Source organism: Roseibium sp. (assembly GCF_965229775.1).
Classification (GTDB): domain Bacteria; phylum Pseudomonadota; class Alphaproteobacteria; order Rhizobiales; family Stappiaceae; genus Roseibium.
Map to the genome: position 1 here is coordinate 129691 of NZ_OZ245929.1, position 25667 is coordinate 155357.

23 protein-coding genes and 1 pseudogene are annotated in these 25667 nt (G+C 57.4%); 3 read left to right on the forward strand and 21 right to left on the reverse strand.

Annotation, left to right across the window (positions count from 1 at the left end):
• Positions 1 to 33: 33 nt before the first annotated feature.
• From ACO07N_RS00600 to uxaC, 10 genes and pseudogenes are all read right to left on the reverse strand, one after another.
• Positions 34 to 600 carry a hypothetical protein gene (locus tag ACO07N_RS00600; protein WP_421979159.1) on the reverse strand — a complete coding sequence of 189 codons (567 nt, stop codon included), beginning with the start codon at positions 598 to 600 and terminating at the stop codon, positions 34 to 36.
• Between the two features lie 406 nt (positions 601 to 1006).
• On the reverse strand, positions 1007 to 2446 hold the full coding sequence (locus ACO07N_RS00605; protein ID WP_421979160.1) for a hypothetical protein: 1440 nt from the start codon (positions 2444 to 2446) through the stop codon (positions 1007 to 1009).
• A gap of 623 nt (positions 2447 to 3069) precedes the next feature.
• Positions 3070 to 3426, reverse strand: a pseudogene (locus tag ACO07N_RS00610) (IS481 family transposase); the annotation flags it as partial.
• Positions 3427 to 3527: 101 nt separating this feature from the next.
• The gene (gene kduD / locus ACO07N_RS00615) at positions 3528 to 4256 is read right to left on the reverse strand and encodes a 2-dehydro-3-deoxy-D-gluconate 5-dehydrogenase KduD (protein ID WP_421979161.1); all 729 of its coding nucleotides are present in this window, start codon (positions 4254 to 4256) and stop codon (positions 3528 to 3530) included.
• A complete protein-coding gene (kduI, locus tag ACO07N_RS00620; RefSeq protein WP_421979162.1) occupies positions 4253 to 5077 on the reverse strand; it encodes a 5-dehydro-4-deoxy-D-glucuronate isomerase in 825 nt (274 codons plus the stop codon). The genes kduD and kduI overlap by 4 nt, the downstream gene beginning before the upstream one ends.
• 26 nt (positions 5078 to 5103) lie before the next feature.
• On the reverse strand, positions 5104 to 5421 hold the full coding sequence (locus tag ACO07N_RS00625) for a cupin domain-containing protein (protein ID WP_421979163.1): 318 nt from the start codon (positions 5419 to 5421) through the stop codon (positions 5104 to 5106).
• Between the two features lie 10 nt (positions 5422 to 5431).
• Entirely contained in the window at positions 5432 to 6712 is a 1281-nt protein-coding gene (locus ACO07N_RS00630) for a TRAP transporter large permease (protein WP_421979164.1), read from the reverse strand.
• 1 nt (position 6713) lies between these two features.
• Positions 6714 to 7205, reverse strand: a complete 492-nt coding sequence (locus tag ACO07N_RS00635) for a TRAP transporter small permease (protein WP_421984357.1) — start codon at positions 7203 to 7205, stop codon at positions 6714 to 6716.
• An 88-nt stretch (positions 7206 to 7293) separates the two neighbouring features.
• Positions 7294 to 8274, reverse strand: coding sequence for a TRAP transporter substrate-binding protein (locus ACO07N_RS00640; protein ID WP_421979165.1), 981 nt, complete (start codon positions 8272 to 8274; stop codon positions 7294 to 7296).
• 25 nt (positions 8275 to 8299) lie between these two features.
• The gene (uxaC, locus tag ACO07N_RS00645) at positions 8300 to 9742 is read right to left on the reverse strand and encodes a glucuronate isomerase (protein WP_421979166.1); all 1443 of its coding nucleotides are present in this window, start codon (positions 9740 to 9742) and stop codon (positions 8300 to 8302) included.
• Between the two features lie 92 nt (positions 9743 to 9834).
• Here uxaC and ACO07N_RS00650 point away from each other — a divergent pair, with 92 nt between their 5' ends.
• Entirely contained in the window at positions 9835 to 10530 is a 696-nt protein-coding gene (locus tag ACO07N_RS00650; RefSeq protein ID WP_421979167.1) for a GntR family transcriptional regulator, read from the forward strand.
• Between the two features lie 79 nt (positions 10531 to 10609).
• Here the strand turns inward: ACO07N_RS00650 and ACO07N_RS00655 are convergent, their stop codons facing one another.
• The 8 genes from ACO07N_RS00655 to ACO07N_RS00690 form a co-directional block, all read right to left on the reverse strand.
• Positions 10610 to 11359 (reverse strand): transcriptional regulator NanR, encoded by a 750-nt coding sequence (locus ACO07N_RS00655; RefSeq protein ID WP_421979168.1) that lies wholly within the window; start codon positions 11357 to 11359, stop codon positions 10610 to 10612.
• A gap of 65 nt (positions 11360 to 11424) precedes the next feature.
• The gene (apnL, locus tag ACO07N_RS00660) at positions 11425 to 13245 is read right to left on the reverse strand and encodes a D-apionate lactonase (RefSeq protein WP_421979169.1); all 1821 of its coding nucleotides are present in this window, start codon (positions 13243 to 13245) and stop codon (positions 11425 to 11427) included.
• Positions 13242 to 14267: a Gfo/Idh/MocA family protein gene (locus tag ACO07N_RS00665; protein ID WP_421979170.1), complete on the reverse strand. Its 1026-nt coding sequence runs from the start codon at positions 14265 to 14267 to the stop codon at positions 13242 to 13244. The genes apnL and ACO07N_RS00665 overlap by 4 nt, the downstream gene beginning before the upstream one ends.
• Before the next feature lie 10 nt (positions 14268 to 14277).
• Positions 14278 to 15342 carry an ABC transporter permease gene (locus ACO07N_RS00670; RefSeq protein WP_104705205.1) on the reverse strand — a complete coding sequence of 355 codons (1065 nt, stop codon included), beginning with the start codon at positions 15340 to 15342 and terminating at the stop codon, positions 14278 to 14280.
• Entirely contained in the window at positions 15339 to 16901 is a 1563-nt protein-coding gene (locus tag ACO07N_RS00675) for a sugar ABC transporter ATP-binding protein (protein ID WP_421979171.1), read from the reverse strand. The genes ACO07N_RS00670 and ACO07N_RS00675 overlap by 4 nt, the downstream gene beginning before the upstream one ends.
• Positions 16898 to 17560, reverse strand: a complete 663-nt coding sequence (locus tag ACO07N_RS00680) for a DUF2291 family protein (protein ID WP_421979172.1) — start codon at positions 17558 to 17560, stop codon at positions 16898 to 16900. The genes ACO07N_RS00675 and ACO07N_RS00680 overlap by 4 nt, the downstream gene beginning before the upstream one ends.
• Positions 17561 to 17665: 105 nt before the next feature.
• On the reverse strand, positions 17666 to 18604 hold the full coding sequence (locus tag ACO07N_RS00685; RefSeq protein ID WP_421979173.1) for a D-ribose ABC transporter substrate-binding protein: 939 nt from the start codon (positions 18602 to 18604) through the stop codon (positions 17666 to 17668).
• A gap of 111 nt (positions 18605 to 18715) precedes the next feature.
• A complete protein-coding gene (locus tag ACO07N_RS00690; protein WP_421979174.1) occupies positions 18716 to 19540 on the reverse strand; it encodes a phosphogluconate dehydrogenase C-terminal domain-containing protein in 825 nt (274 codons plus the stop codon).
• Between the two features lie 109 nt (positions 19541 to 19649).
• Here ACO07N_RS00690 and ACO07N_RS00695 point away from each other — a divergent pair, with 109 nt between their 5' ends.
• Both ACO07N_RS00695 and ACO07N_RS00700 read left to right on the forward strand, forming a co-directional pair.
• The gene (locus tag ACO07N_RS00695) at positions 19650 to 20918 is read left to right on the forward strand and encodes a ribulose-bisphosphate carboxylase large subunit family protein (protein WP_421979175.1); all 1269 of its coding nucleotides are present in this window, start codon (positions 19650 to 19652) and stop codon (positions 20916 to 20918) included.
• The gene (locus ACO07N_RS00700; protein ID WP_421979176.1) at positions 20915 to 22234 is read left to right on the forward strand and encodes a four-carbon acid sugar kinase family protein; all 1320 of its coding nucleotides are present in this window, start codon (positions 20915 to 20917) and stop codon (positions 22232 to 22234) included. Before ACO07N_RS00695 ends, ACO07N_RS00700 begins: the two co-directional genes overlap by 4 nt.
• A 74-nt stretch (positions 22235 to 22308) precedes the next feature.
• On the opposite strand, the gene ACO07N_RS00705 is transcribed toward ACO07N_RS00700, so the two are convergent.
• Genes ACO07N_RS00705 through ACO07N_RS00715 form a run of 3 tightly spaced genes read right to left on the reverse strand, consistent with a single transcriptional unit; the run spans position 22309 to position 25559 of the window.
• Positions 22309 to 23100 (reverse strand): SDR family oxidoreductase, encoded by a 792-nt coding sequence (locus tag ACO07N_RS00705; protein ID WP_421979177.1) that lies wholly within the window; start codon positions 23098 to 23100, stop codon positions 22309 to 22311.
• Positions 23101 to 23132: 32 nt separating this feature from the next.
• Positions 23133 to 24614, reverse strand: a complete 1482-nt coding sequence (locus tag ACO07N_RS00710) for a sugar ABC transporter ATP-binding protein (protein ID WP_421984358.1) — start codon at positions 24612 to 24614, stop codon at positions 23133 to 23135.
• Positions 24615 to 24656: 42 nt separating this feature from the next.
• The gene (locus ACO07N_RS00715; RefSeq protein ID WP_421984359.1) at positions 24657 to 25559 is read right to left on the reverse strand and encodes a substrate-binding domain-containing protein; all 903 of its coding nucleotides are present in this window, start codon (positions 25557 to 25559) and stop codon (positions 24657 to 24659) included.
• Positions 25560 to 25667 lie beyond the last annotated feature (108 nt).

The following is a 25667-nucleotide window of genomic DNA, read 5'->3' on the forward strand; positions in this document are numbered from 1 at the left end:
ACCGGTGGTGCGGAAGTCCGGGTGCCCAGTCTCTCAGAGTGTGTCCGTTGCTGTATCGAGAAGAATGTAGATCCCGGCAGCGATCATAACGAAAGGTGAGAGGTTTTCGAAAAACCACTGGATTCTTCGGTTACTCCCAAAACTTTTGGTTAGCAGGGTGCCAGCGACGACAAGGCCCGTTACTGCGATAAGAGCACCTAGAAGGACATGCCGATCGAGCACCGCGGCCGTATCGGCGAAAAAAGCAGCGATGAGGATGAATGTATCAGCGCTTAACGCAAGGAAGATAACCGCGGCGCTGAAGATTGAGTGCGCTGGCTTTGGTGTGTCTGTGCTCTTTCCAGAGCGAGACATGTTTCTCCAAACTTCCCATACACCAAGAGATAGTGGCACAATGCCGAGATAGCCAAGAGCGTGCGGTGTCAAGAATGTTACACCCGCGCCTGCAACATATGCCCCTACAACAACCAGAATCTGCGCAAACAGGAAACCGATCAGCGCTTGTTTGTACCTTCCTGATGTCGCGATTGCGAAGAAGGCAAAGAGGCCATCGATATTGGTAAGCGCATAGGCGAGTGCAATTGAAAGAGCAAACAGCATCGACGTCTGCTTTAGGACGGGACAAGCACAAAAACAATCGCAAAGGCATCATACAATCGAGAAGGACGAGTATTTCAGACAACATTCTCCGAAGGTGCAACAACTTTAAGACTGGCATCGACGATTTAGGGTGTTGGCTTCCCGTCTGCACCTTCGTTCGCAATTCAGCGAGTATCCGTTTCCCGCCCCTTCCCACAAATTGCTGCATCTGAGTTGAATGTCCGCTTTTGGGCTCAGGTTTCAACGCAGCGAACATCAGGAATGGGGCCGCAAAGCGGACTCGCCGCACATTCCAAGACCAGTCCGAAAGTTATGGGACCGCGAGGGGACTGTCTTCTTTCAGACCAGTTTTGGTGAAAACTGCCATCCGATCGATCTGATGAAATGCCTCGATCGCCGACCAGGCTCAGTTGTTGACCTGAGCGCCTACGCGATATGCGACAAAAGCTTTGTGCCCGTCACGCAAATACAGCTTCAGGCTCATGATCCGCGTCGTCGGGTCCCTTTCCTCAATATGGTCGAAGCATTTAAGCAGCAGCTTCCACACGTCTGGGATCGAGAGCTTGCTGCCCGGGACGGGAATCGAGAATTCATGTCGGACTATGATTCCGGCCCGATAATGCTCGAAGCCGCACCGGACCGAGATGATAGGTTCGTTCGTTTCGATCGCTCGACTCTGGGTGTAGGCCCAAACGTCGAAATTCAACGAAAACAGCTCTAGTTCGGAACGGCTACTCGATGCTTGCAATCGAACCGTGTCCTCGAGTTGTCCATTTTCTTCACATGATTGCAAAGCGCTTCGGAGCGAAGACAGGCAAAGCCTACTGGACAAGACCGTCGTCGGATAGCTCATGTCCAATACCAGCGTTCGCTCCTTGTTGAGCCGATATGTGTTCACCTTAATCTTGGTCTCATGACCCTCGGCGACCGAGATTTCGCGGAACAACTGCAGTGCAGTGGGTCCGTAAATATCATCGAGCGTCTCCCTAATGACGATTTCGCCGACTACAGCGCCTAGGAATCTTGCCGCACCTTCGTATTCACTTTGCTTGTTCGGATCCCAGCGCTGCGGACTCTTAAGCGAATGATGACGCAGCTTACCACGCAGCAGAACCAAGGCTCGAATCTTTTCGCGAGTGCTGTCTCCAGGTTTAAAGAGATTGAACGCAGGCTCTCTAGTTGATTTTTGCTTGGCGAACACCTTCGCATTGTTCTCGATGGCTTGGCAGAGCTCTGCTTGCTTTAACAGGAGGTCCGTCTGCTTTTCATTACCGGTCTTTCCATCGCAAAATCGCGTCTCTAGAAACAGGTACATGTTGTTATACGCGTCGACATACCGTCCAGCACCGTATGCTAGTCGCCCTTCGCGAAAATGCGAATTCGATTCTATTCGATCATCGGAAATCTGATTTACGCAAAAAGCCCTTCCGATCTGCTCGAAATCGCACTCCCGATTCAGAGCATTGTAGGCATTCGAGCGAAACGACGTGAGATGAATACTGGTTTCTTCACTCACGTCTTCCGCGCGGAAGCGCAGTTCGTAATTGTCGTAGTCCAGGTCTACTATCTGCTGGCCGCTAATAACGGCCTGCCAATTCATGATGCTCTTCCGAGCCCGAGAGGCATGCCCGCCTCCCATTATCTTGATGGACGGAATCTCGGCTTCCGACCCGGTTGGCTGCACTAACGGGGCCTGTGCGACATCCACGCCGGAGAAGGCGACGCAAACGCGCTTCAATACGTTGGCTTCACGTTCCAGCAAGAAGGTCCTATCACCCAACTTGATAGGCCAGTCTTCCACCACTTCAACGTGATTCTTTACATCAAATGCTACTGTAACGATCATTACCTGATCTAGCCGAGCAAGAAAGCATTAGGCAATCCTTATTTCGGTCGTCATTGGATAATCGGGCAATTATCCGATTGCGCGACCGCTGCAGATTCTCGACGGCAGATAAGCTTCACCGCCGTCTGAGCTCTCGATAGCTGCCTGCATTGCCTCGATGACGTCGGTTGAGCTTGACGCAATGTTTGCAAGGCGAGGCCCAAACCCTCCCAAGTGCGTGAACTCGTCGAGCGCCCCGCTCGAATGCTTCTGTGACCTGTGATGGCCATCATCACGACGGGTTTTGAGAACTATCAAGGGTATTCTCAGGAACCAAATGGGCGCACAAAGCTGCCACAACCCAAAATAAGAAAATTGAAAACATGCTGGGTTGCAGTAGGGGTGCAAATGCTGCTGGGCTTAGGTGCAACACGCTGGATAAGTTTGAGGCAAGACAAAGACAATATCCTGAACAAGATCAATCGGTCCGCGAACCGGTCTGGGTCGGCGCGCAGCTTCATGATTGAGACTTAAGCCTAAATCATAATCCGCGTGTCGGGGGTTCGAGTCCCTCCTCCGCTACCATTTTCCAAAATGTCCGATCCGGAGACATAGGAAACGTTTTGTACCAGAGACATGGGTTGCAACCTCGTGCCGAACGGGTTGTCGATTGTCTGTAGTGTTCTCTGCTCCAGGTCGATATATCCCAGATCATAGCTCATGAAGCTGATCAGCCAATTTCCATCCTCCACTTCTTTTATTCCGAGCCTCTGACCGGCCAGTACGGTCGAGACGTTGATCTTCTTGCGATGCCTGCAGATCCGCCCACAAGCCGTGACCAGGGTGTCCCGGTCATGGAATGGATAGTCCAGGTGCGGCAGGCCCTAATAAAGCCTTGCTGAGGATGTGAAGACTTTCGCTGGGGTCTTCATGGCAAGTGCTTCGTGAGGCCTTTCATCGTTGAATTCGTTGACGAAAGCGTCGAATTTGGCTCCCTGCTGCGCCATGTGGGCCGATTTATGAGGCTATGACCTATTGTGGCGAATTTGAAATGCGCCTCTTTTTCTCAGCACAAGCCAGAACGTATTTCAAATTCACCGCACTAGCGCGCAAGCCAGCCCCCATCCACATTCAGAACGGCACCGTGAATGTACTGTGCCGCGGGCGAGGAGAGGAACACCGCGGCCTCGCCGATATCGCTCGCTTCTCCCCAGCGTCCGGCAGGTATCCGCTCCAGGATCTGCCGGTTGCGTTCCGCGTCATTCCGAAGAGCTTCCGTGTTGTTGGTCGCTATGTAGCCGGGCGCGATCGCGTTGACGTTTATTCCTTTTGCGGCCCATTCGTTGGCCAGGAGTTTTGTTATGCCAGCAACACCGTGTTTCGAAGCCGTGTAAGAAGGCACGCGAATACCGCCCTGAAAGGAAAGAAGTGAGGCGATGTTGACGATCGCGCCCTTTCGTCCTGCCCCCATTGCCGCCCTGCCGAAGGCCTGACAGGTGAAAAAGACCGCCTTCAGATTGACATCCATGACGTCATCCCAGTCCGTTTCGTTGAACTCGGCAGAATCTGACCGGCGGATGATGCCGGCATTGTTGACCAGGATGTCTATCTGTTCGCGTTCGAAAACCGGAACCGCCGCCATCGGATCGGAAAGGTCCAGCGCCAGATACCGGCCATGGTCCAGCTTTTCCAGCGTCTCTTCACAATCCCGGCGGGCTGCGCAGATCACTTCTGCACCGGCCTTTCCCATGGCGACGGCAATCGCCTGCCCGATGCCCGTGTTGGCACCCGTTACGAGTGCCCGCTTGCCGTGAAGATCAAAGGCGCTCATCGCAGGTCCCCAATGGCGACCATGTCCATGTCGGTGAAGTCCATATTGTCGCCGGCCATCGCCCAGCAGAACGTGTACGCTCCGGTCCCTGCCCCGCAATGGATCGACCATGGTGGAGAAAGAATGGCTTCCTCGTTCGCCACCACCAGGTGCCGGGTCTCATCCGGCTTGCCCATGAAGTGAAACACGCGCTGGTCGGCTCCGAGGTCGAAATAGAGATAGGCTTCCATGCGGCGATCATGAACATGGGCGGGCATCGTGTTCCACACGGACCCGGGCGCAAACTGCGTGTACCCCATCATGAGCTGGCAGCTTTGGGCAACTTCGGGGTGAAGGAATTGCAGGATGACCCGCTTGTTCGCAGTTTCGGCAGAACCCAGTTCGACGCGCCTGGCTTCCTCGGCCCTGATCAGTCTGGTCGGATGACCGCGATGTGCAGGTGCGGACAAAACGTAGTAGCGCCCGGGTGCCGAGAAGCTGACCGGCCCCGCGCCCATTCCAACATAGAGAACGTCGCCTCGGGCGATCTCGTAAGTCTGACCGTCCACCTCAACAGTTCCAGTGGCCCCTATGTTCAGAACACCGAGTTCGCGCCTGTCCAGCAACGATGGCGTACCTGTCTCTGTTACTTCGTCAAGCACCAGTTTTCCGTTCACAGGCGCAACGCCCCCGAGGATCAGCCGGTCGTAATGGCTGTAGACCATTTTGATTTCATCATCGACGAATAGACCGTCGGCATGAAAGTGCTTGCGAATGCCATCAGTATCCAGGGTTTTCGCGTAATCGGGATCGATCGCGTAGCGCGTCTCAACAGTGAGCATGATGCGGATTCCAGGTGTCTAGGGTGTCAGAGAAAATCGTCACGGCGCGGCGTGAACGTATCAATCAGGGTGCCTGGCTCGACGCAAATGCAACCGTGTCTGGCTCCTGAGGGAATGATGAAGCTGTCGCCAGCAGCGACGTCAAATTCCAGGCCATCGATCGTGAATCTGAAGGCGCCGCTTTCGACATAGGTCGATTGCACATGAGGGTGCGAATGAAGTTTGCCTTCGGCATCCTTCTCCTCAAACCGGAAGGCCACGACCATCAGCTGCGGACTGTCGGACAGCACTCGCCGGGATACGCCCGGATCCGCTGGGACTTGCGGGAACTTTTTTACGAACACGTTCTCAACCTCAATGGAAAAGAGATGGTAGCCACAGCGACAGGGCCGGGATGTAGGTCACAAGCATCAGCGTGAAGACGGCAGCGCCGTAGAATGGCCAGACCGTGCGAATTGCATCCCAGACGGATATCTTCCCGACCGCGCAACCGACGAAGAGAACCGTACCGACAGGGGGTGTGCACAGGCCTATCCCGAGGTTGAGAACCAGGATCACGCCGAAATGCACCGGATCGACGCCGAATGCCGTTGCGACCGGCAGAAAAATCGGGGTTGTAATCACGATCAGCGGTGACATGTCCATGAAGGTTCCCAGGAACAACAGGACGATGTTGATCATCAGCAGGATGACGATCGGGTTTTCTGAGATGTCCTTCAGGAAAGCGACCAGTTCTGCCGGAATTTTCAGGAATGCCAGTAGCCAGCCAAAAGATGCCGCACAACCGATCACCAGAAGCACCATCGCCGTTGTCCGGACGGCAGCCTTCGTGGCAGCGACAAATTCGTTCCAGCGCATTGTCCGGTAGGCAAGTGTCGTAACAAGGAGCGCATAGACCGCCGCAATGCAGGAACTTTCAGATGCGGTGAAGACACCTGAGCGTACGCCTCCGAAAATGATCGCAATCAGCAGCAGACCGGGAACTGCATTGATGAACAAAGCTCCGAGCGCGGCCATGCCCGGAAAGGCTTCGGTTGGGTACCCGGCACGCCGGGCGACAATCCAGGCCGTGATCATTAGGGCCGCCGCCAGCAAGAGGCCCGGCAGAATACCGGCCGTGAACAGGTCGGCAATCGACAAGCGGCCACCCGCGGAAATCGAATAGATGATCATGTTGTGCGATGGCGGCAGCATCAGCGCGATAATCGACGACATGACGGTGATATTCACGCCGTACTCGACCGAGTAGCCCTTCTTCTTCATTTGCGGGATCATCAGACCGCCAATTGCCGTTGCATCGGCGGCGGCCGAACCGGAGATCCCTCCGAAGAGGACCGATGCGGCAATATTCACTTGACCCAGCCCGCCGCGAAGGTGGCCGACGACCGCGCCGGCGAGCGCGACCAATCGGCGCGCGATATCGCCACGCACCATCAGCTCCCCGGCAAAGATGAAGAACGGAATGGCCATCAGCGCAAAGACGGAGACCCCGGAATTCAACCGCTGAAAAACGATGACGGGAGGCAATCCCATGTAGAGCACCGTCGCCAGCGAAGCCGCACCGAGGCAGAACGCCACCGGCGTCCCGATCAGGAGCAGCAAGGTGAATGTTCCAAACAGAATGAAGGGTTCCATGTCAGACCCCTGCCGTATCGGTTTCGCCGAAACGCGCGGTCGGCTGGCCCGCAGCCCGCCGGGCAAGACGTTCCAGCGAGAACAGGAATACGAGACAGCCACCCCCGACCAGCGGAAGGAAGTCGATGGCTCCGGAGATGCCGAGCGACGGCAACTTCACGTCCCAGGCCGACAAGGCAAGCTCCGAGCCGTACCAAGCCATGCCCGCTCCGAAAGCGGCAACAACCGCATCGGATATGCTGAAGAGCACATGTTTGGCGCTTTTGGGCAGAAAATAGAGCAGCACATCAAAGCTGAGATGATAGCCTTCGCGGATACCGACCGCCGCCCCCAGAAAGATGAACCACCCCATCAGGATCACGGAAGCCGGTTCGCTCCAGACGAGGCTGTCGTTCAGAACGTAGCGCATGAACACCTGTGCGGAGATGAAGACGGTCATCAGGATGAGCCCTGCGCCTGCAAGCCATAAAGCCAGTGTTGAAATCCAGCGCATTACGCGTGCCAGAATTGAAAGTTGTGCCTGCACGTCATTTTCCCGAAAGTGAAATCTGCGGCCGGAAGGCCGCAGATTTCCGGTTGCTTCAGTCTGTTGAGCGGATCCGGCCGACAAGGTCCTTCAGCTTGTCGGACGTGACGTGCTTTTCGTAGACGCTGTCCATCGCGGCCATGAAGGGTTCCTTGTCGATTTCGGTGATGACCTCGACACCGGCTGCCCTGACCTTTTCCTCAGAAGCTTTCTCCCGCGCTTTCCAAAGGTCGCGCATGAAGGGAACCGATTCCTTGGCCGCCTGCTTCACGGCTTCCTGGTCTTCCGGCGAGAGCTTGTCCCAGGACGCCTTGGACATGACCAGGACTTCCGGAACGATCAGGTGTTCGTCCAGGGTGTAGTAGCCTGCCACTTCGTAATGCCCCGAGGACTCGTAGGACGGCCAGTTGTTTTCCGCCCCGTCTATGACCCCGGTCTGAATGGAGGAATAAACTTCACCGTATGGCATCGGCGTTGCATTCGCGCCCAGCGCCGACATCATGTCGACGAATATGTCGGACTGCATCACCCGGACCTTCATGCCTGACAGGTCCTCGATCGACTTGATGGGCTTGACCCTATTGTAGAAGCTGCGCGATCCGCCGTCGTAGAAGGCAAGACCCACGTAGCCATGTGGTTCAAACGCTGCGAGAATGTCCTCGCCGATCGGGCCATCCATGACCCTGTGCATGTGATCGACGCCCTTGAAGACGTAGGGCAGCGAAACAACCTTGGTTTCCTCCACAAGGTTGTTGAAGGGGCCCATGGATACGCGGTTGAGATCGATCACACCGAATTTCGTCTGCTCGATGGTGTCCTTCTCCTGGCCAAGCTGCGCCGAATGAAAGACTTCAACGCAAACACGGCCGTCCGTGCGCGCCTTCAGGAGCTCACCCATATGCTTGACGGCTTCAACAGTCGGGTAGCCGTCCGGATGCGTGTCGGAAGATTTCAGGGTTACTTCGCAGGCAATTGCCGTCGTTGTGAGGGCCGCCGTAGCCAGAAGCGCAGCAGCAAGTGATTTAAGTACTGTCATGTATTCCTCCCGAAGATGTGGCTCCTCAGAGCCGGTAGGCCTGCTTTGCAAGCCTGTATGCGAGGTCGATCGCGACCTCGTAGGCCTCGTCCTCATCCAACCTCCCGGATGTCACGAGGGATGCGAGATATGCACAGTCGACCCGCCTGGCCACGTCGTGCCGGGCAGGGATCGAGCAAAATGCGCGGGTGTCATCGTTGAAGCCGACCGTGTTGTGAAAGCCGGCCGTTTCCGTGGTCATTTCCCTGAAGCGGAGCATTCCTTCCGGGCTGTCGTGAAACCACCATGCAGGTCCGAGTTTCAGTGCCGGATATACTCCGGCGAGCGGGGCGAGTTCGCGCGAATAGGCGGTTTCGTCCAATGTGAAAAGAATGATGCCGAGGTTCTTCTCCTCACCAACGGCATCCAACAGCGGTTTCAGCGCGTCGACATAGGTCGTTTGCTTAGGAATATCGAAACCCTTGTCCCGGCCATAGGCGTTCAGGACAGGGCTGGAGTGATTTCTGAAACTGCCGGGGTGAATCTGCAGGACGAGGTCGTCATCCAGGCTCATCCGGGCCATTTCGGTGAGCATGTGGCCACGAAACCGTTCCGCATCGGCAGGCGTGCATGTTCCCTTCAACGCCCTTTGAAAAAGCCCGTCCGCCTCCGCTGCCGAAAGGTTTTCGGTATGCGCGGAAGGATGGCCGTGATCTGTGGACGTCGCTCCAAGGGATTTGAAAAATGCACGACGCTGCCTGTGTGCGTTGAGGTAGCCTTGCCAGCCAAGGGTGTCTTCTCCGGCAAGTTCGCCGAGTTTCTCAACGTTTTGAGTGAAGCCCTCGAAGTCGGGATCAACGACGTTGTCAGGCCGGTATGCCGTGACGACCTTGCCGTTCCAATCACTCTCCCGGATCGCGCGGTGCCAGCACAGATCGTCCAGGGGAGATTCGGTTGTGGCGATGACCTCGATATTGAAACGCTCGAACAGCGCACGCGGCCGGAACTGCGGCTTTGCGAGACATGCGGCAATATGATCGTAGGCTTCGTCCGCATTTTCTGCGCAAAGCCGCCGTGTCCAGCCGAACACCTCTTCAAAGGCATGCTCGAGCCACAGACGCGAGGGCGTGGCCCGGAAGAGATGATAGTTTTCCGCGAAAAGGTGCCAGATCGTGCGGCTGTCCGTTTCCGTCCAGCCGTCATCTGCGCGCGGGACCCCGAGGTCACTCAGATCGATTCCCTGCGAGTGCAAAAGGCGGAACACGTAGTGATCCGGAACAATGAAGAGCCTCGCCGGATCCGGGAAAGGGTCATTTTCTGCGTACCAGCGCGGGTCGGTGTGACCGTGCGGGCTCACGATCGGCAGTTTCGAGACTGCCTGGTAAAGACTTCTGGCAACCGACCGCGTGGATGCTTCTGCCGGAAACAATCGGTCGGGGGAAAGGCGGGCTTTTGCACTTTCAGTTGCTTCCGCAATTCCAAATGCCATCATAGTCTCCGCAGAACAAACAAAGCCAACATTTACTGCAGCTAGACAACTGATATGCTAGTTATCTAGTCAAGTCAATGGAGAGTCGCCGTATGAGCGAAAACAGCGCATTGAAAGCGCTCGGACCGATAAAGGTGCAGTCCGTCACCGACACCGTGTTCGAAGAACTGAACCAGCAGATTCTGTCCCTTGACCTTCCCCCGGGGACCAAGGTGTCGGAGGTTGACGTCGCCAAGGCTCTTGGTGTCTCCCGTCAACCTGTCAGGGATGCCTTTTTCAGGCTGTCGCAGCTCGGCTTCCTGTTGATCCGTCCCCAGCGCGCCACCGTGATTTCAAAGATTTCCGAAGAAGCAGTGCTGCGTGCGAAATTTATTCGAATTGCTCTTGAGATCGCCTGTTGGTCCGCGGCGGCGGATGTCGTGACCGGCGAACAGATCAAAGAGCTGAAAGAATTTCTGAAACAGCAGAAGTCAGCGGTTGATGCCAACAATCAGAAACTGTTCCACGAACTGGATGATGCGTTTCATCGCACGATCTGCCGGATCGCCGGACATGAATACGTCTGGAGCTTCATCCGGGAGCAAAAGGCTCATATGGACCGCGTCAGGTTCATTTCGTTGACGATCGGAGCAGCACAAACCGCATATGAAGACCATATCGTTCTGATCGACGCACTCCAGAACCGGGACAAGTCACGCATCGAACCAGCATTGACCGAGCATCTCGGCCGGATCGAAAAAATTCTCGAAAAAATCAGATTGGAAAAACCGGAGTTCTTTCAGGACTGAAGCCACCAGGTGATCAGCAAACCAAGAAAGCAACTTACGTAACAACGATTGCACTTGAATGGAGTTGGCCCAAACCGGGTCAGTCATGGTGGCGGTAAAGATCCTGCGATCTGTCCAGGTGCGAGCGCATTGCGTTTTCCGCGTCCGCTGCGTTGCCCCTTTCGATGCACGCGACAATTTCCATGTGTTCTTCAAGCGTTACGTTTTCCCTGCCGGACCAGATCAGCAGGTCGGTGTGGTAGTTGAAAAGCCACGAGAGCATCGCATCGCTGACAGCCGCAAAGATCGGATTGCCCGACATGGAGGCAATCTTGCTGTGAAAGGCGATATCGACACGGATGAAGTCAGAGGGGTTGCCGAGCATCTTCTTCTGGTCGTCGACCAGTTGCTTCAGATCCGCAACATCCTCGGGCGTCGCGGACTGCGCGGCAATCTTGACCATCCCGACCTCGAACAACCGCCGCGCCTCCTTGAGATGTTCGAGGTTGTCCGAAGACGAGGACAACAGCATCCTGGCAACCATGTCCATCTGCCGGAACGCCAGGTCCGCGGACAACTCGCTCACCTTAGAGCGTTCTCCCTGGGAGATCGTGATGAGACCCTGCGTGTGCATGATCTGCATGGCCTCCCGCACGGCGGGACGCCCCACGCCGAACCGCTTCATCAGTTCACGTTCAGAAGGCATGGGATCACCGGGAGCAAGATCTCCACGCACGATCATTTCACGAAGCCGTTCGAAAACCTGATCGGAGAGCTTTTGCCGGGTGATCTTTTCCTCGCCGGCTCCGGAGCCATTCCAGTTTTCCATAACCCGCCAAATCGCTCTCATTGTTGACCGCCACGATAGTATATCGCTGACAACCGGGCTGCGAGCAATGGTGTCAGTCCCTGCACCTAAAGCCACAGGATTTCATAGGGCCCAAGGCTCACACGCTCCCGGCAGTCAACCTGAACTTGCTCCGGCGTAAGATTGGCAATCAAAAATTCCGGTTGCACTCCAGTGTCGATGCAAAGTGCCGCAACCCGGCGGGGGGCGGTATTGCTGCATTGAAGCAAACGTTTTTCGCGCAGTCGCGTCAGCCAACTGACGGCCCGGCCAACCGGCAGGAGGGCTCCTCCCTCTTCCCTTACAAGTCCCCTTTGGCCTGCAAATGAACACGGCACCCACTTTTCGACACCGGCGGGAGCGATTGCCGACGCGTATCCGATCGTCCAGGCCGCGGCGAACTGACCGCGTTGACGCGGATCGTCATGGCTCATGCAGATCCGGTCTCCGTCGGGGTTCTCGAATGTGCGCGACCCGTAAGGGTTCTGACGCATCCCGATGCTGGAGGGGCCAATCCTGTAGGAAGCGTTATTCCCGATGATGGCGCGCGCGGACCGCGTGATATGAGGGAGCGTTTCCAGTGTCTCCATGACGCTGATGTCGTCCGCCGCATGGACGATCGGGTTCGTTGCATGGGTCACGAAATCCAGAAGATCCAGGGGGGGCCGCTTCCGGTTCAGTTCCGTGAAATAGCTGAACATCCCGCCTCCCAGGGGGACATCGGGAAAGAACTTCCGAGCCGCCTCGTAGACGCTCTGCAGCGGCGGGCAGTCCGGCCACTTGCTTCCCGGCGGTGTCGACTGCCTGTCGACAGACGGACAGACCGCGAGCGAACTCAGAACAAGTCCGGACCCGGCAACACTGTCGTGCAAACGCTCGAACTCATCTTCCAGCTTCGTTCTTGATCCGACAACGTACTCCAGGTCGAACGGCAGGTGCAGCTCGTCCTGCAGTCTCCTGAAATCCTCAAACGCTTCATTATTGTGACCCGCGGTGGGGTCAAAGTGACAGAGTATGGCGTGCGGAGCGACACGCGCCAGAAGTTCGCCTGTCCTGATGGCCTGTCCGGCATCCTCGGGGGATACGAGCAATCCTACCTTCGGGAACGCGATATCACTGGGTGGGCCGGGTTCGATGACGACCACATCCACACCCTGGCGCGCGCGAACCGCTTGCGGTTCTTGCGACGTGATCGATAGGCTTACTGCCTGCCGGTGAGTCCCGCCGGCGGGTATCTGGTAAGGCCAGGGCAGTTCAATCGGACGGACATAGGTCTTGTAGGATGCATCGGACCAGTTCCGCTGGTCCTCCATTTCAAAGACATCCCCTTCCATGCGGCACGTCGCCCTGAGGCCTTCGCAAGGCGCGTGGGTCAGGGCACGTATCGACTTGAACGGCTGCCAAGGTTCGATCAAATCCGGGAAAACGGTTTCTTCTAATGAGCCGTCACAATGCTCGACGGTGACGTTTGAACCGGAAACACCCTCTATTGGATGCAGGATGTTGAAACCGGTGCGATTGGTTTCAAAATCCCGGTCCGCACATGCTGTTGCGACGAATTCGACAGCGCCGGAGCTATCGCCTGAAATTTCTGTCTCCACTATGAGGAGCGATCCCTGGTTCTCATACGTCGCCTGATAGGTGATGCGGAAACCGGTGGGCGCCTCCTCGATTTCCAGATCCGTCATTGCCGGTTCAAGCGTTCCCCAGTCCCTGTCGCGGACGACATAGGAGACAGCGCGCAGAATTTCGACGCCGCCGAATTTCACATATCTCAGATTACCGTTTTCCAGCCGCACATCCAGTGCACCTGCACGCAGTATGCGATGAGGTGCCGGTGGTTTGCCGGTGCCGAAAAGGCGCTGTCCTTCGGAAACGGGCATGTTCATGAACCGGTCAGCTGAATGGTTCGATTTCCTTCGGCGGCAGACAGATAGGCAGCCTCGACCAATTCCAGTGTTTTCAGATTGTCCTTTCCCGACGTTTCGGGCGAGGCAGACGCGTGCAGGCAGTCGATAAAGTGCTCCTGAATGTTGCGCACGCTTTCCTGGATGTTGTGCCATGGCCGCTCGGCCCAAGGCAGCAAGGGCGGGGAAACGTCCTGCTGCTCAGTGCCGTCGGCAGACTGAATCACGAGCTGATAGCCGGGCAACAGTCTCAATGACCCGGTGTGCCCGTCGACCTCAAGGAGGCTTTCGGGAAAGTTCTCGCGCGGCAGCAAGGAAGCATAGCTGCAGTCGACAATGCTGGTGACCCCGGTCTCGTGAACCAGCATCATGGTCGCCACATCCTCTGCTTTGATCAGCGGATTGACGCGCTTTGTGCTCGCAGCAATGGAGCGGGCATCACCGAAAAGGAAACGAGCGATATCCAGTATGTGAATGCCGAGATCCTGAATGATGAAGCGGTCGTCGGTCGCAAGATAAGGCTGGCCTGAATAGACATCGTAGGCGGAGCGAAAACTCACGCGGCCCCAGAAGGGGTCTCCAATCCGTCCACTGTCCAGAACGTCCTTCACCACCCGGATCGCCGACTGCCACCTGAAATTTTCATGCACCATCAGTGATACGCCGGCATCGTCGGCAGCACGCGTCATCGCCTGTGCATCCTCCATGGTGTCGGCGAATGGCTTCTGGCAAATGATGTTGACCCCCGAAGCCGCCGCAAGTTCGACAAGCGGGCGATGGGTCTGGACCGTCGTGGCAATATCGACAAAGTCCAGCTCCTCAGCATTCAGGAGCTCGGCGGCATCCGCGTAGGTGCGCTCGATCTTGAACCTGTCGGCCGTTTCCCCGAGCCGGGCAGTATCCCGGTCACACAGGGCCGAAATCTCGACGCCGCTCAATTCCTGCCAGGCATGCAGATGATTTTGGGCAAAGAATCCGCACCCTATGAGAGCTCCCTTTTTCATTTCTTCCCCTTCAAGCCGCCAGTGCCTGTTGCTGCAGCGCGACCCGCGCTTGCAGTCTCTGTTGTGCCTGATCAACCACGACAGCCGCAATGATCACCAGACCCTTGATGACCGTTTGCCAGAAAGAACTGACGCCCATCATGACAAGCCCGTCGGACAGGACACCGATCACGAATGCGCCGACGATCGTTCCGCCGATCCGCCCGCGCCCGCCGGACATTGACGTCCCGCCAAGCACAGCCGCCGCGATGGCGTTGAGTTCAAAGGTTTCTCCCGTCGCCGGATGGGAAGCGACCAGCTGGGAAGAAATCACCAGGCCGACGATCGCCGCGCAAAATCCGGAGAACATGTAGACGAACATCTTTACACGCTTGATCTTCACACCGGAAAGCGCTGCTGCCTTTTCATTGCCTCCAACGGCATAGATATGACGCCCAAGGGGCGTTCTTCCCGCGATATAGGCCGCCGACAGGCCGACGGCGATCAGCAGCCAGATCGAGATCGGGATACCCAGGAAACTGCCGGCCCCCAGAAGATAAAACCCGGTTGAACCGTAGGCTTCGTTACCAACCAGGTTCGGGAACGTGGCGCCGTCGGAAGACAGCAGAGCAAGACCGCGCGCGACGTATAGCGTTCCAAGCGTCGCGATGAACGGCGCAACATTCAACCGCGTTATCAGCATCCCGTTCACCGCGCCGACAAGGACACCGACAGCCAGCGTGATCAGGATGATTTCGAAGAGATTGAAATAAAGCGAATATCCGATCCCGAGATCCACACCGTTCAGGATCAGGTAGCCCGCGACCATGCCGCAAAGGCCAACGATCGATCCGACCGAGAGGTCGATGCCGCCGGTGATAATGACAAAGGTCATCCCGATGGCCAGAAACGCATTCAACGCCACATGTTTGGACATGATCACGAAATTGGCGGCGCTCAGGAAATTCGGAGCCGCGAAAGAGAAAAAAGCAAACACGGCAATCAGCGCGATAAAGGTACGGAGCTTCAGGAGCAGCAGTATCATGGACTGACCACCCGCAGCGCCCTGGCGCTCAGTTGCTGTTAGCGACGTCATGCGTGAGGTCTCCCGTTCTTCTGGCCTGGCACACGATCAGGGGCATGACCGATCGCGGACGCGGCTATTATCTGTTCTTCGGATGCATTGCCCCCATCGAATTCCCCTGTGATCCGGCCATTCGACATGACGATGATCCGGTCTGAAAGGGACATGACCTCTTCCAGGTCCGACGTGACGAAAAGAATACCGAGCCCTTCCGCGGCGAGCTTTCGCATCGTCCGGAACACTTCGGCTTTTGCACCAATGTCGATGCCTCGGCTGGGTTCGTCCATGAGGAGCACCTTGGGTGCTGTCATCAGGGCCTTGCCGATGACGACTTTCTGCTGGTTGCCGCCGGAGAGCGAACTTACCGGGTTTTCCATGCTGGCGATCTTGATCGCGAGATCTTTCACGAACCGGCCAACCTCTTCACGTTCACGTCTAAGGTTCAACTGAATATGCCGCACGAATTTGCCGAGACTGGACAGCGACATGTTCTCGCGGATCGGCAGCATCTGAATCAGGCCTTCCGATTTCCGGTCTTCGGGGATAAGCGCCAGCCCGCGCGCGATGCGGCCGGCAACATCCGGTTCGTCCAGCAACCGGTCGTCGACAAAGAACGACCCCCGGCAGGTCGGATGCTGTGCCATGATGCATTCGAACAGCTCGGAACGCCCTGCGCCCATCAATCCGTAGATGCCGACGATTTCCCCCGCCTGCAAGGACAGGGAAACGTGATCGACGACGAGCTTCCCGGTACGCCCCGTCAGGCAGATGTCCTCGCAGCGGAACACCTGCTCTCCGAATTCATGTTCGACGGATTTCGCGAAATCCTTCGAGGCCGCACCGATCATGTTCTGCACGATCCACTGGACATCCACGCCCTCCATCGAGCGCGCGCCGGTGCGCACCCCGTCCCTGAGAACCGTTATGTAATCGCCGATCCTGATCAGCTCCTCGAGGCGGTGCGAGATATAGACAATACCGACACCGCGCTTTTTCAGGTCCTCGATGACGCGGAACAGAATCTCGACTTCGGCCGCGCTCAGCGCGGAGGTCGGCTCGTCCATGATCAGGATGCGGGCATCCTGGGCGAGCGCCTTGGCAATCTCCACGATCTGCTGTTCGCCGATCCTCAGGTCGGACACCAGTGCATCGGGCGAGATATCGTGCTCCAGCCGTTTCATGAGCTCCGCGGCGTCTTCCTTCTGCTTCTGAGCGCAGATGTCGACACCGCCCCGGGTCTTCTCACGGGCGATGAAGATATTGTCGGAGACCGTCATGTTCGGAAACAGGTTCAGTTCCTGAAAGACGATGCCGATGCCATCGGCCGCCGCTGCGCGCGTATCCGGAAAAACCTTGATCTCGCCTTCCATCAGGATCTCACCGGAGGTCAGCTGTTCGACACCGGCAATGACCTTCATCAGCGTCGACTTGCCTGCGCCGTTCTCTCCGACCAGAACGTTGACGGCGCCCAGATGTACGTCGAAGCTGACATCCTTCAGCGCCACGGTGCCCGGATAGACCTTGTTGGCACCGCGTACCGAAAGCCCGATTTCGTGTCGTGCCGACGTCATTGTCCGCCGACCTTCATTGATACCGGCGTCACAAGATAGGGCGGTCCCTTGCCGCGCTCGGTGAACGCCCCGATCGCATCGACCGTTTGTCCTGCAAGAGCATCGCGCGGAAGGTCCTTCAGAACAGTCTCGTAGGCGCGCGTGTTCAGGGATCGCGACAACTGGGCGAACTCGATCTGGTCGGTGAAGGACGAGAAATCGACAAATGGCAGGATATCGCGCAGGGCCGTACCCCGGATCACCGGACCAAGCTGAAGGGTCACATCTGCGGCCCCGTCCCCGTTCACATCCACATCGGCGGTCGCTGCGCGCGTATCGGTCTTGGCCGACACGATCACCCCGTGGACCTGCACTGCAAAATTCCAGGGGCTTCCCTCGCTGGACGGACGATATCCGCTCGCCTCCCCTGCACTGTCAAGGTCGGTCCCGATCGCAGCCGCGAGGTCTTTCATGTCTGTTGCGGTCTGCCGAAGGTGCGGAACCACCTGGCTCTCCCAGATCCCCTCGACAAGCGCGGTCATGTCTCCGCCCTGCGAACCCGAGACGACCTGCTGCGACGATCCTTCCGAAGCGATATCGTTTCGTTCGAGTTTGCATCCACCCAGGCCGAGAACGGACGCGATCGCCAGAAAGAGTGAGACGGTGCTGCCGCGTTTCACTTCAAAACCTCCTGCTGGAATTCAGTTCCGGCATGCTGCGTTGCCGCTGCAAGTATCCGGAACCTGGGACGGCTGCGGCGGAAACCGGCGCAGCCGTCGCGGGTCTTACTTCAGCGAGAAGGTTTCCAGGTCGCCGGCATTGGAGGCGGTGATCAGGATACAGTCCATCAACTGCTTTTCGTCCTGACCGGTCGATCCTGTCTTGAGGTACTGATCAGCCTGCTCGACCGCGATCTCCGCCTGGCGGTAGGCAGGCTGCAGGACAGTGGCCTTGATGCCTCCTTCCAGGATGGAGTCGCGCACATCATTGCTGCCATCGAACCCCACGACAATGACATCGGTGCGGCCCGCAGCCTTCAGCGCGGCCCAGGCTCCCATTGCCATCGTGTCGTTGCCTGAAATGACACCTTTGATCTCCGGATTGGCCTGCAGGATCGTCTCCATCTTTTCGTAGGCCTCGGTCTGGCTCCAGTTGGCCGATTGCTGGGCAACCATTTCCAGATCCGGATACTGGTCGATCACGTCGTGGTATCCGGCGGACCGGATACCGGCATTGGTATCGGCTTCGCGGCCAAGCAACTCGGCATATTTCCCTTCCTCGCCCATAAGCCGGACGAATTCTTCGGCTCCGAGCTGAGCACCCTGGTAATTGTTGGAAACGATCTGGGAAACGGCAATCCCGGTTTCCTTGATCTCGCGGTCGATCAGAAACGAGGGAATTCCGGCTTCCTTGGCCCGCTTGACGGGAGCAACGGTGGCGTCAGCCCCGGCGTTGTCGAGAATGATCGCCTTCGCTCCCCTGGCGATGGCCGTATCGAACAGCTGGTTCTGCTTGTTCGGATCATCATCGTGCACGAGCACGAGCGTTTCATAGCCAAGCGCTTCCGCGCGCTTTTGGGCGCCCTCGGCTTCCGCCTTGAAGAACGGGTTGTCGTGCGAGGGCGTAATGATCGCGATCAGGTCTTTCGCCGATGCATGGGCCGGAGCCAGCAAGGTCGCGGCGAGTGCCGCTCCCGCGAGCAGGGTTCTGCGGGTAATAGTCATGATTTTCCTCCCAAGATGATTTGGTACCAGTTTGCGCACCACCAGCTCCTCCCGGGCGTGCGCGGTGCAGGTCGGGGCAATCCGGATCCTTGACGCATCCGGCCATCCCGATCAGGTGATCTGCCGGATGCTCTCCTTGATTTCTTCCGGGCGGAACACGCCGATCCAGTCACTGCGCATGAGGCGCGTCTTGCCGTTTGTGATCGCCTTGTTGCAGGCGTCGGAAAAGACGCCGTCGACTTCTTCCATGACGACAGCGCCGAGGACATTGAGATGGCCGAGCAAAAAGTCCCGGGCAGCGTCGCGATCAACGCCCTGACGAACGACCTCGTCCATGGCTTCCTTCATGATGACCAGCAAGGTGGCGCACACCGTCTCTGAGAGACCCGGCTCCAGAAGTGCCATCTGTTCGACGGTGACCCTGTGAGATCGCAGAATCGGCTGGAAGATCGTCTTCGCAATCTCTTCACCAACGGCAAAATGCTCTTCGGGGCCTTGCATCAATGCGCTGACGATCGCCTGCTTGGCTGCAATCCCGCCAAAAAAATCCCGTTTGGCGTTCGTTTCGGTCTCGTCGTTGAAGATCGGTGGGTGGCACGGATGCGTCACGAAATAGGTAACGTCTTCCCGCTCGGGGAAATGCCCCGCGAAAGGCGCGGCAGCGTCCAGCGCGATCACGATCGTTCCAGGAGCGATCTTGTCGATCAGTCCGGCCGCGACTGCGCGGATCGCGGTATCTGGCACGGCCAGAATGACTGCCTCGGCGCTCGCAAGAGCTGTGTCGGCGTCAACGCAATCGACCCCAACCTCGGCCTTCAGCCGGTCCCTGCCCGCACTGCTGACCTCAACGTGAGAAACGTCGTACCGGGAGTTCTTGAGGTTGCGGGAAAGCCGCACTCCCATTTTGCCTCCCGCACCGATAAGCGCGATCTTCATGGTTCCTCCAGTATTTTCTGGTCGGATTAACACATATGAAAATCATGTTGTCAACTGGTATGATAAGTTGATAAGACGATGAATATGGAAATGGGAGCAAAGGAAGCCAATGCAAAGGCTGCACGCCACCTACGAGTTGGAAACGCCTCTGTCGCTGGACAGTGCGGCAAGCGTCATTGCCGGTGAACAGTCGTCGGGCACCTTTCTGAAGGTCCCTGGCGAGACGGATCTCCTGAGAGAGCGTTCAGGCGCACGTGTCGAAAGGATCACCGAGACATCCGCCCGGACCGCACCATCCCTGCCCTGCCGGATAGGTGCCGACACTTACCGGCGCGGTGAAATCGAAATCTCCTGGCCATTTGCCAATCTCGGCGCATCCTTGCCCAACTTGCTGGCGACGGTTGCCGGCAACCTGTTTGAATTATCGGAAGTGTCGGCACTCAGATTGACTGACGTTTCGCTCCCGGAGGACTTCGCCGCAGCTTACCCCGGACCCGCATTCGGCCAGACGGGCACCCTGGAACTCGCAGGTGTGAGCGGCAGGCCGATGATCGGAACGATCATCAAGCCGAGCGTCGGACTGTCTCCTGAAGAAACGGCCGAACTCGTTCGCACCCTGGTCGAGGGTGGCATCGACTTCATCAAGGATGACGAGCTGCAGGCCAACGGACCATATTGCCCGTTCCCAGACCGGGTTTCCAAGGTCATGGCAGTCCTGAACGACCATGCGAACCGGACCGGCAATAAGGTCATGTATGCGTTCAACATCACCGACGAACTGGACCAGATGCGGCGCAATGCAGACCTCGTGCGTGAAGCCGGCGGCACATGCGTGATGGTCAGCCTGTTCTCGCTCGGACTGGTCGGTCTGAGCGCGATGCGAAGGCACTGCGAATTGCCGCTTCATTGCCATCGCAATGGCTGGGGCATCTATTCCCGGTCTCCAGACATCGGTATAGATTTCAGGGTCTGGCAGAAACTCTGGCGACTGGCAGGCGCAGACCACCTGCACGTCAACGGGATCGCCAACAAGTTCACGGAGCCGGACGAAGTCGTGATGGAAAATGCCCGCCTTTTGAACCAGCCGTTGGCCGGTTCACCCGGATACCAGGCCATGCCGGTTTTCTCATCGGGACAAACCGCGGTCCAGATGGAAGCCACCTTGAACGCGATCGGCCATACGAATTTCATCTTCTGCGCCGGCGGCGGCATCATGGGCCACCCCGGCGGGGTGAAAGGCGGGGTCGCGAGCCTGAGGCAGGCTGCCGAGGCATCTCTGAGCGGCATGCCGATCGAGGTTTTTGCCCGCGGCCACAGGGAGCTGCGCGACGCATTGGCAATGTTTGGAGATAAGCAACAACCCGGCTCCGGGTCATGAGTAGCGGTTTTTTCCTGTCCTACTACGGAGATGACTTCACCGGCTCGACCGATGTCATGGAGGCACTGTCGGCAGGCGGGGTCGAAACGGTCCTGTTCACATCGATCCCCGACCCGTCCCGCCTGGAATGTTTCAGTGCATTCAAGGCCATTGGCCTTGCCGGAACCAGCAGGAGCCAGTCACCGGAATGGATGTCGGAAGCCATGCCCGCCTCCTTTTCCTGGCTACGCGATCTCGGCGCCCGCTTTTGCCACTACAAGGTCTGCTCGACATTTGACAGCGCAACGGACAAGGGATCGATCGGGCGCGCACTCGAACTCGGCTTGACGGTCTTCGGTCAGGAACGGACGGCGATCGTCGTCGGCGCTCCGCAACTGCGCCGATACACGTTTTTCGGCAACCTTTTCGCCGCTTACCAAAACAAGATCTATCGCATTGACCGGCACCCGGTGATGAGCAGGCACCCGGCCACGCCGATGAATGAAGCCGATCTCGTGAAGCATCTCGAAAAACAAACACCCCTTCCGATTGCAAGCGTTTCACCGGAGGATCTGCCGGGTCTCGCAAACCGCCTTTCGACCGGTGAGGGTCAACCGCCGAATGTGTCACTGTTGCTCGACGTGTTCGATCATGCGTCGCAGCAGGCTGCCGGCGAATTTCTGAATGCAAACGCTTCCAGGCTCGGCCCATTCGTTATCGGGTCTTCGGGTGTTGAATACGCACTGCTGCACGCATGGGAGAGATCAGGGAAAATTCTGTCCAGGCCAAGCTTTCAACCGCTGGAAGCCCACTCCCGCATTGCGGTTGTTTCGGGAAGTTGCTCGCCAACAACCGGCAGGCAAATAGATCATGCTCTGCAGCGCGGATTTAAAGGCGTTCAGGTTGACTATGCCTCTCTCGTGAGCGGGGTGGGGTTGGAAGAAGAATATGAGCGCGTGCTTAACCTCGGCTCCGCCATCTTGTCTGAAGGATCAAGTCCCTTGCTCTACACGGCGAAAGGGGCCCAAGGCACTGAACCGGAAACCATGGCAGGTGATCAGGACCGTGTCGGTCAGACGCTCGGACGTCTCCTTGCGAAGCTTCAGCAGTTGCACGACCTGAAGAGGGTCGTCGTCGCAGGTGGCGACACATCAAGCCATGCCTTGAGCGAACTCGGGATCTATGCGCTGACTTTACGCTACCCCCTGGCGGCAACACCCGGATCGCCGGTGTGTCATGGACACCTTGAAAACGGCCATAAGATCGAAATCGCCCTCAAGGGGGGACAGATCGGTGACGATACCTATTTCTCGTCGCTCAGGGACGGAAGCGTATAGAGGACTGTTCTGCCGGAGTTGGCGCGCGTCACAAGCATTGACCAAAACCGTCGTGGGTCCAAGGAACGCAGACCCTACCAGCAGCAAAATCCACCATCAACGAGAAGATCCACGCCTGTACAGTACGAAGCGGCATCCGACAGCAGAAAGACAGCCGGTCCCACCATTTCATTGACATCCGCCATCCTCTGCATGGGAGTCTGGCTCTCGAAGTCCTTGGTCTGGTGCACCATTTCGGGGCGCGTGTTCATTGGTGTGGCTGTGTAGCCAGGAGAAATCGAGTTTACACGAATGCCACGATCGACCCATTCCATTGCCATGGATTTCGACATGTGAATGACGCCTGCCTTCGAGGCGTTGTAATGCACCTGCATCAATCCCCGGTTCACGATCACGCCTGACATTGAAGCGATGTTCACAATGGACCCACCCTGTCCATGAGAAAGCATGGCGCGCGCTTCGGCCTGGCAAGACAGCCAAACACCTTTCATGTTGATGTCCATCAACGTTTGGTACTGCTCTTCGCTCATGTCTTCGCATGCATCGGCATTGGCGATGCCGGCAGCATTGAGCGCCAAGCGCAGCGGTCCGAGTTCCGCTTCGGTGCGGCTCACGGCATTGGCCATGTCCGCAGCAGATGTCACATCCGCAGTGATTTGCAGGGACTTTCGTTTCGCGGATGCAATGAGTTCTGCGGTTTCCTGAAGGCCGCCATCAGAACGACGGTCCACCAGCGCCACATCGGCTCCGCACTGCGCCAGGCCAAGTGCTATTCTCTGGCCGATACCGCTGCCGGCACCGGTTACAAGTGCGGTGCGATCAGAGAGATCGAACAACGCCGGGGCATTCAGGTTCTTAGTCGACATGACAGGTCCTCAAATTCTTCGCTGCCCAAATTTCACATTGTTGCAAGTTCCATGACTGAAACGTCGTTTGCCTCCTCTCGTTTCAGTATTCCGGAAAGCCTGCCTTGCGCCATGACCATTACGCGATTGGATACACCGAGCACCTCTTCCAGATCGGAACTGATCACGATGACCGATACCCCTTCCTGGGCAAGGCCAACGATGATGTCGTAAATCGAAGAGCGTGCACCGACGTCGATCCCTCGTGTCGGTTCATCCAGCACGACGACACGCGGATTGCGGGCGAGCCACTTGGCGATCACGACTTTCTGCTGGTTCCCCCCTGATAGTTCGTCGGCGTTCTGGTGGCTTTTTCCTTTTACGCCAAACTTCAGTATTCCGCCGTCGGCGAAGGCCCGGGTCCGTTTTCTTGTCACCCAGCCCTTCTTCGCGACCTGGTTCATGTTCGAATACGCGAAATTCTCTGCGATGGAATGTGGCAGTACGAGACCCTGCTGCTTCCGGTCTTCGGGCACCAGAACGATCCCGTTGCGGATGGCATCCTGTGGTTTTCGCGGAGAAATGTCCTTGCCATCGAGCAGGACCTTCCCCTTGGAAACCGGGTCGATCCCCACTATCGCCCTCGCAAGCTCGGTGCGGCCCGCCCCCACCAGTCCGGCGATACCGAATATTTCGCCGCGAGCAACATTGAAGCTGATGTCCGAGAAGCTGCCCTGCGCCGAAAACAAGTCGCGGACTTCAAGCACGATTTCATCCTGCGGCTCGGGGATCGGAGGAAACATGCGCTCAAGGCTGCGCCCCACCATGGCTTCAACAATCGTGCGAACCGGCACATCCGCGCTTTCGAATTCCTGCACCTTCGAACCATCCCGCATCACCACAATGCGGTCAGCGATCTGCTTGATCTCTTCGAGCCGATGCGAAATGTAGATGATACCCACACCGTCCTGTTTCAGCCGCTCAATCTGCTCGAACAGTTTCGCGGTTTCTTCGCTGCCCAGAGCAGCCGTTGGCTCATCCAGGATCAGGAGCCTGGCATTCAGCGTCAACGCCTTCGCGATCTCGATCAATTGCTGGTTGGCGGTCGAAAGGCCTTGAACGAGACGCCGTGGCGATATGTCGAGACCCAGACGCTGCAGACCTGAATGCGCTCGCTCTTCCATCGCTTTGCGGTCCACAAATCCAGCCTTCTTGAGATAGCGGCCGACAAAAAGATTTTCAGCGATCGAAAGATGCGGAAGCAGCAAAAGTTCCTGATGGATCATGCTGACGCCGGCATCGATCGCTTCGCGCGGGCTGGCGGGCGCAAACGGCGCGCCTTGCCATTTCATTTCACCGGAGCTGGGGAGGATCGTTCCGGAGATGATGTTCGAAACCGTCGACTTTCCTGCGCCGTTTTCACCCAAAAGCGCCACGACCTCACCGGCTTTGATGTCCAGATCGATCCCGTGCAGGACTTCGATCGGCCCGAAGGACTTTCGCACATTCCTAAGCGACAGGAGTGGCGTGGACATGTCTGACGGCATTGTCATGGCGCTTTCGGTTATTTTGTCAACTCAGGGGTGCTTCTCGACGAATTTGGCCGCGTCGTCGCACGTTGTCAGCACGGCATTCGGGATCTGGCGCGCCGGAACGGAAGCATCATTGGCAACAGCGATGGCCGAATTGACTGCCAAAACCCCCATGGCCTGCGTGCTTTGCGTCGCCGTTACGATGAAAGGCGTGTCGCAAGCCACGAGCGATTCCAGTGCGGCCCCGTCGCCGTCATAGCCGCCGATGATGACCTGATCGGCCAAACCTGCCACCTCGACTGCCTTGGCCGCACCCATGGCAAGACCGTCGGCCTGGCCGAAAATGATCTTGATGTCAGGATTGGCCTGCAACATGTTCTGGGCAATCTGGAAGCCCTCGTCGGGCGACCACTGCTGGCTCCACTGCTGGGCAACCAGCTCCACGCCCGGGTTCTCATCGATGGCACGCTTGCAGCCCTCAAAACGTTGTACTTCCGGCGTTGTGCCCTTCTGACCGTGAATCACCACCATTTTGCCTTCACCGCCTGCCAGGCCAATGATGTGGTCGCAAACCTGGTAAGCGGACAGTACGTTTTCACCATAAATCACCGTGTCGCCCGGCGCGCCTTCAGGTTCGCGGTCAACATTGATGACGGGAATGCCTTCGGCGCGCGCCAAGCGCGTCGGCACGGCAGCGGCTGCAGCACCGGCCGGAATGTAGATAAACGCGTCAATTCCCTGGGTGATCAAGTCCTGAACCTGGCTCACTTGCGTGGCGGTGTCGTTCTTTGCATCAACGACGATGACCTCAATGCCCAGCTTGCCTGCATAGCCCTCGACACCGAGCTTAATCTGATTGAAGAAGTCGGCTTGGAGGTTTGGCACCGCGAGGCCGATCTTCTTGATGCCGACGCCTTCGGCAAGGGCTGCGCCTGACGTTGCCACCATCGCGGCCGCAACAATTAGGCTCTTAAAACTTGTTCTCATGGTATCTCCTCCTGGTTTGACGGTCCTCTTCATTTTTTGGACCCTTGAAGGCCCGAGCGATCGGACCAA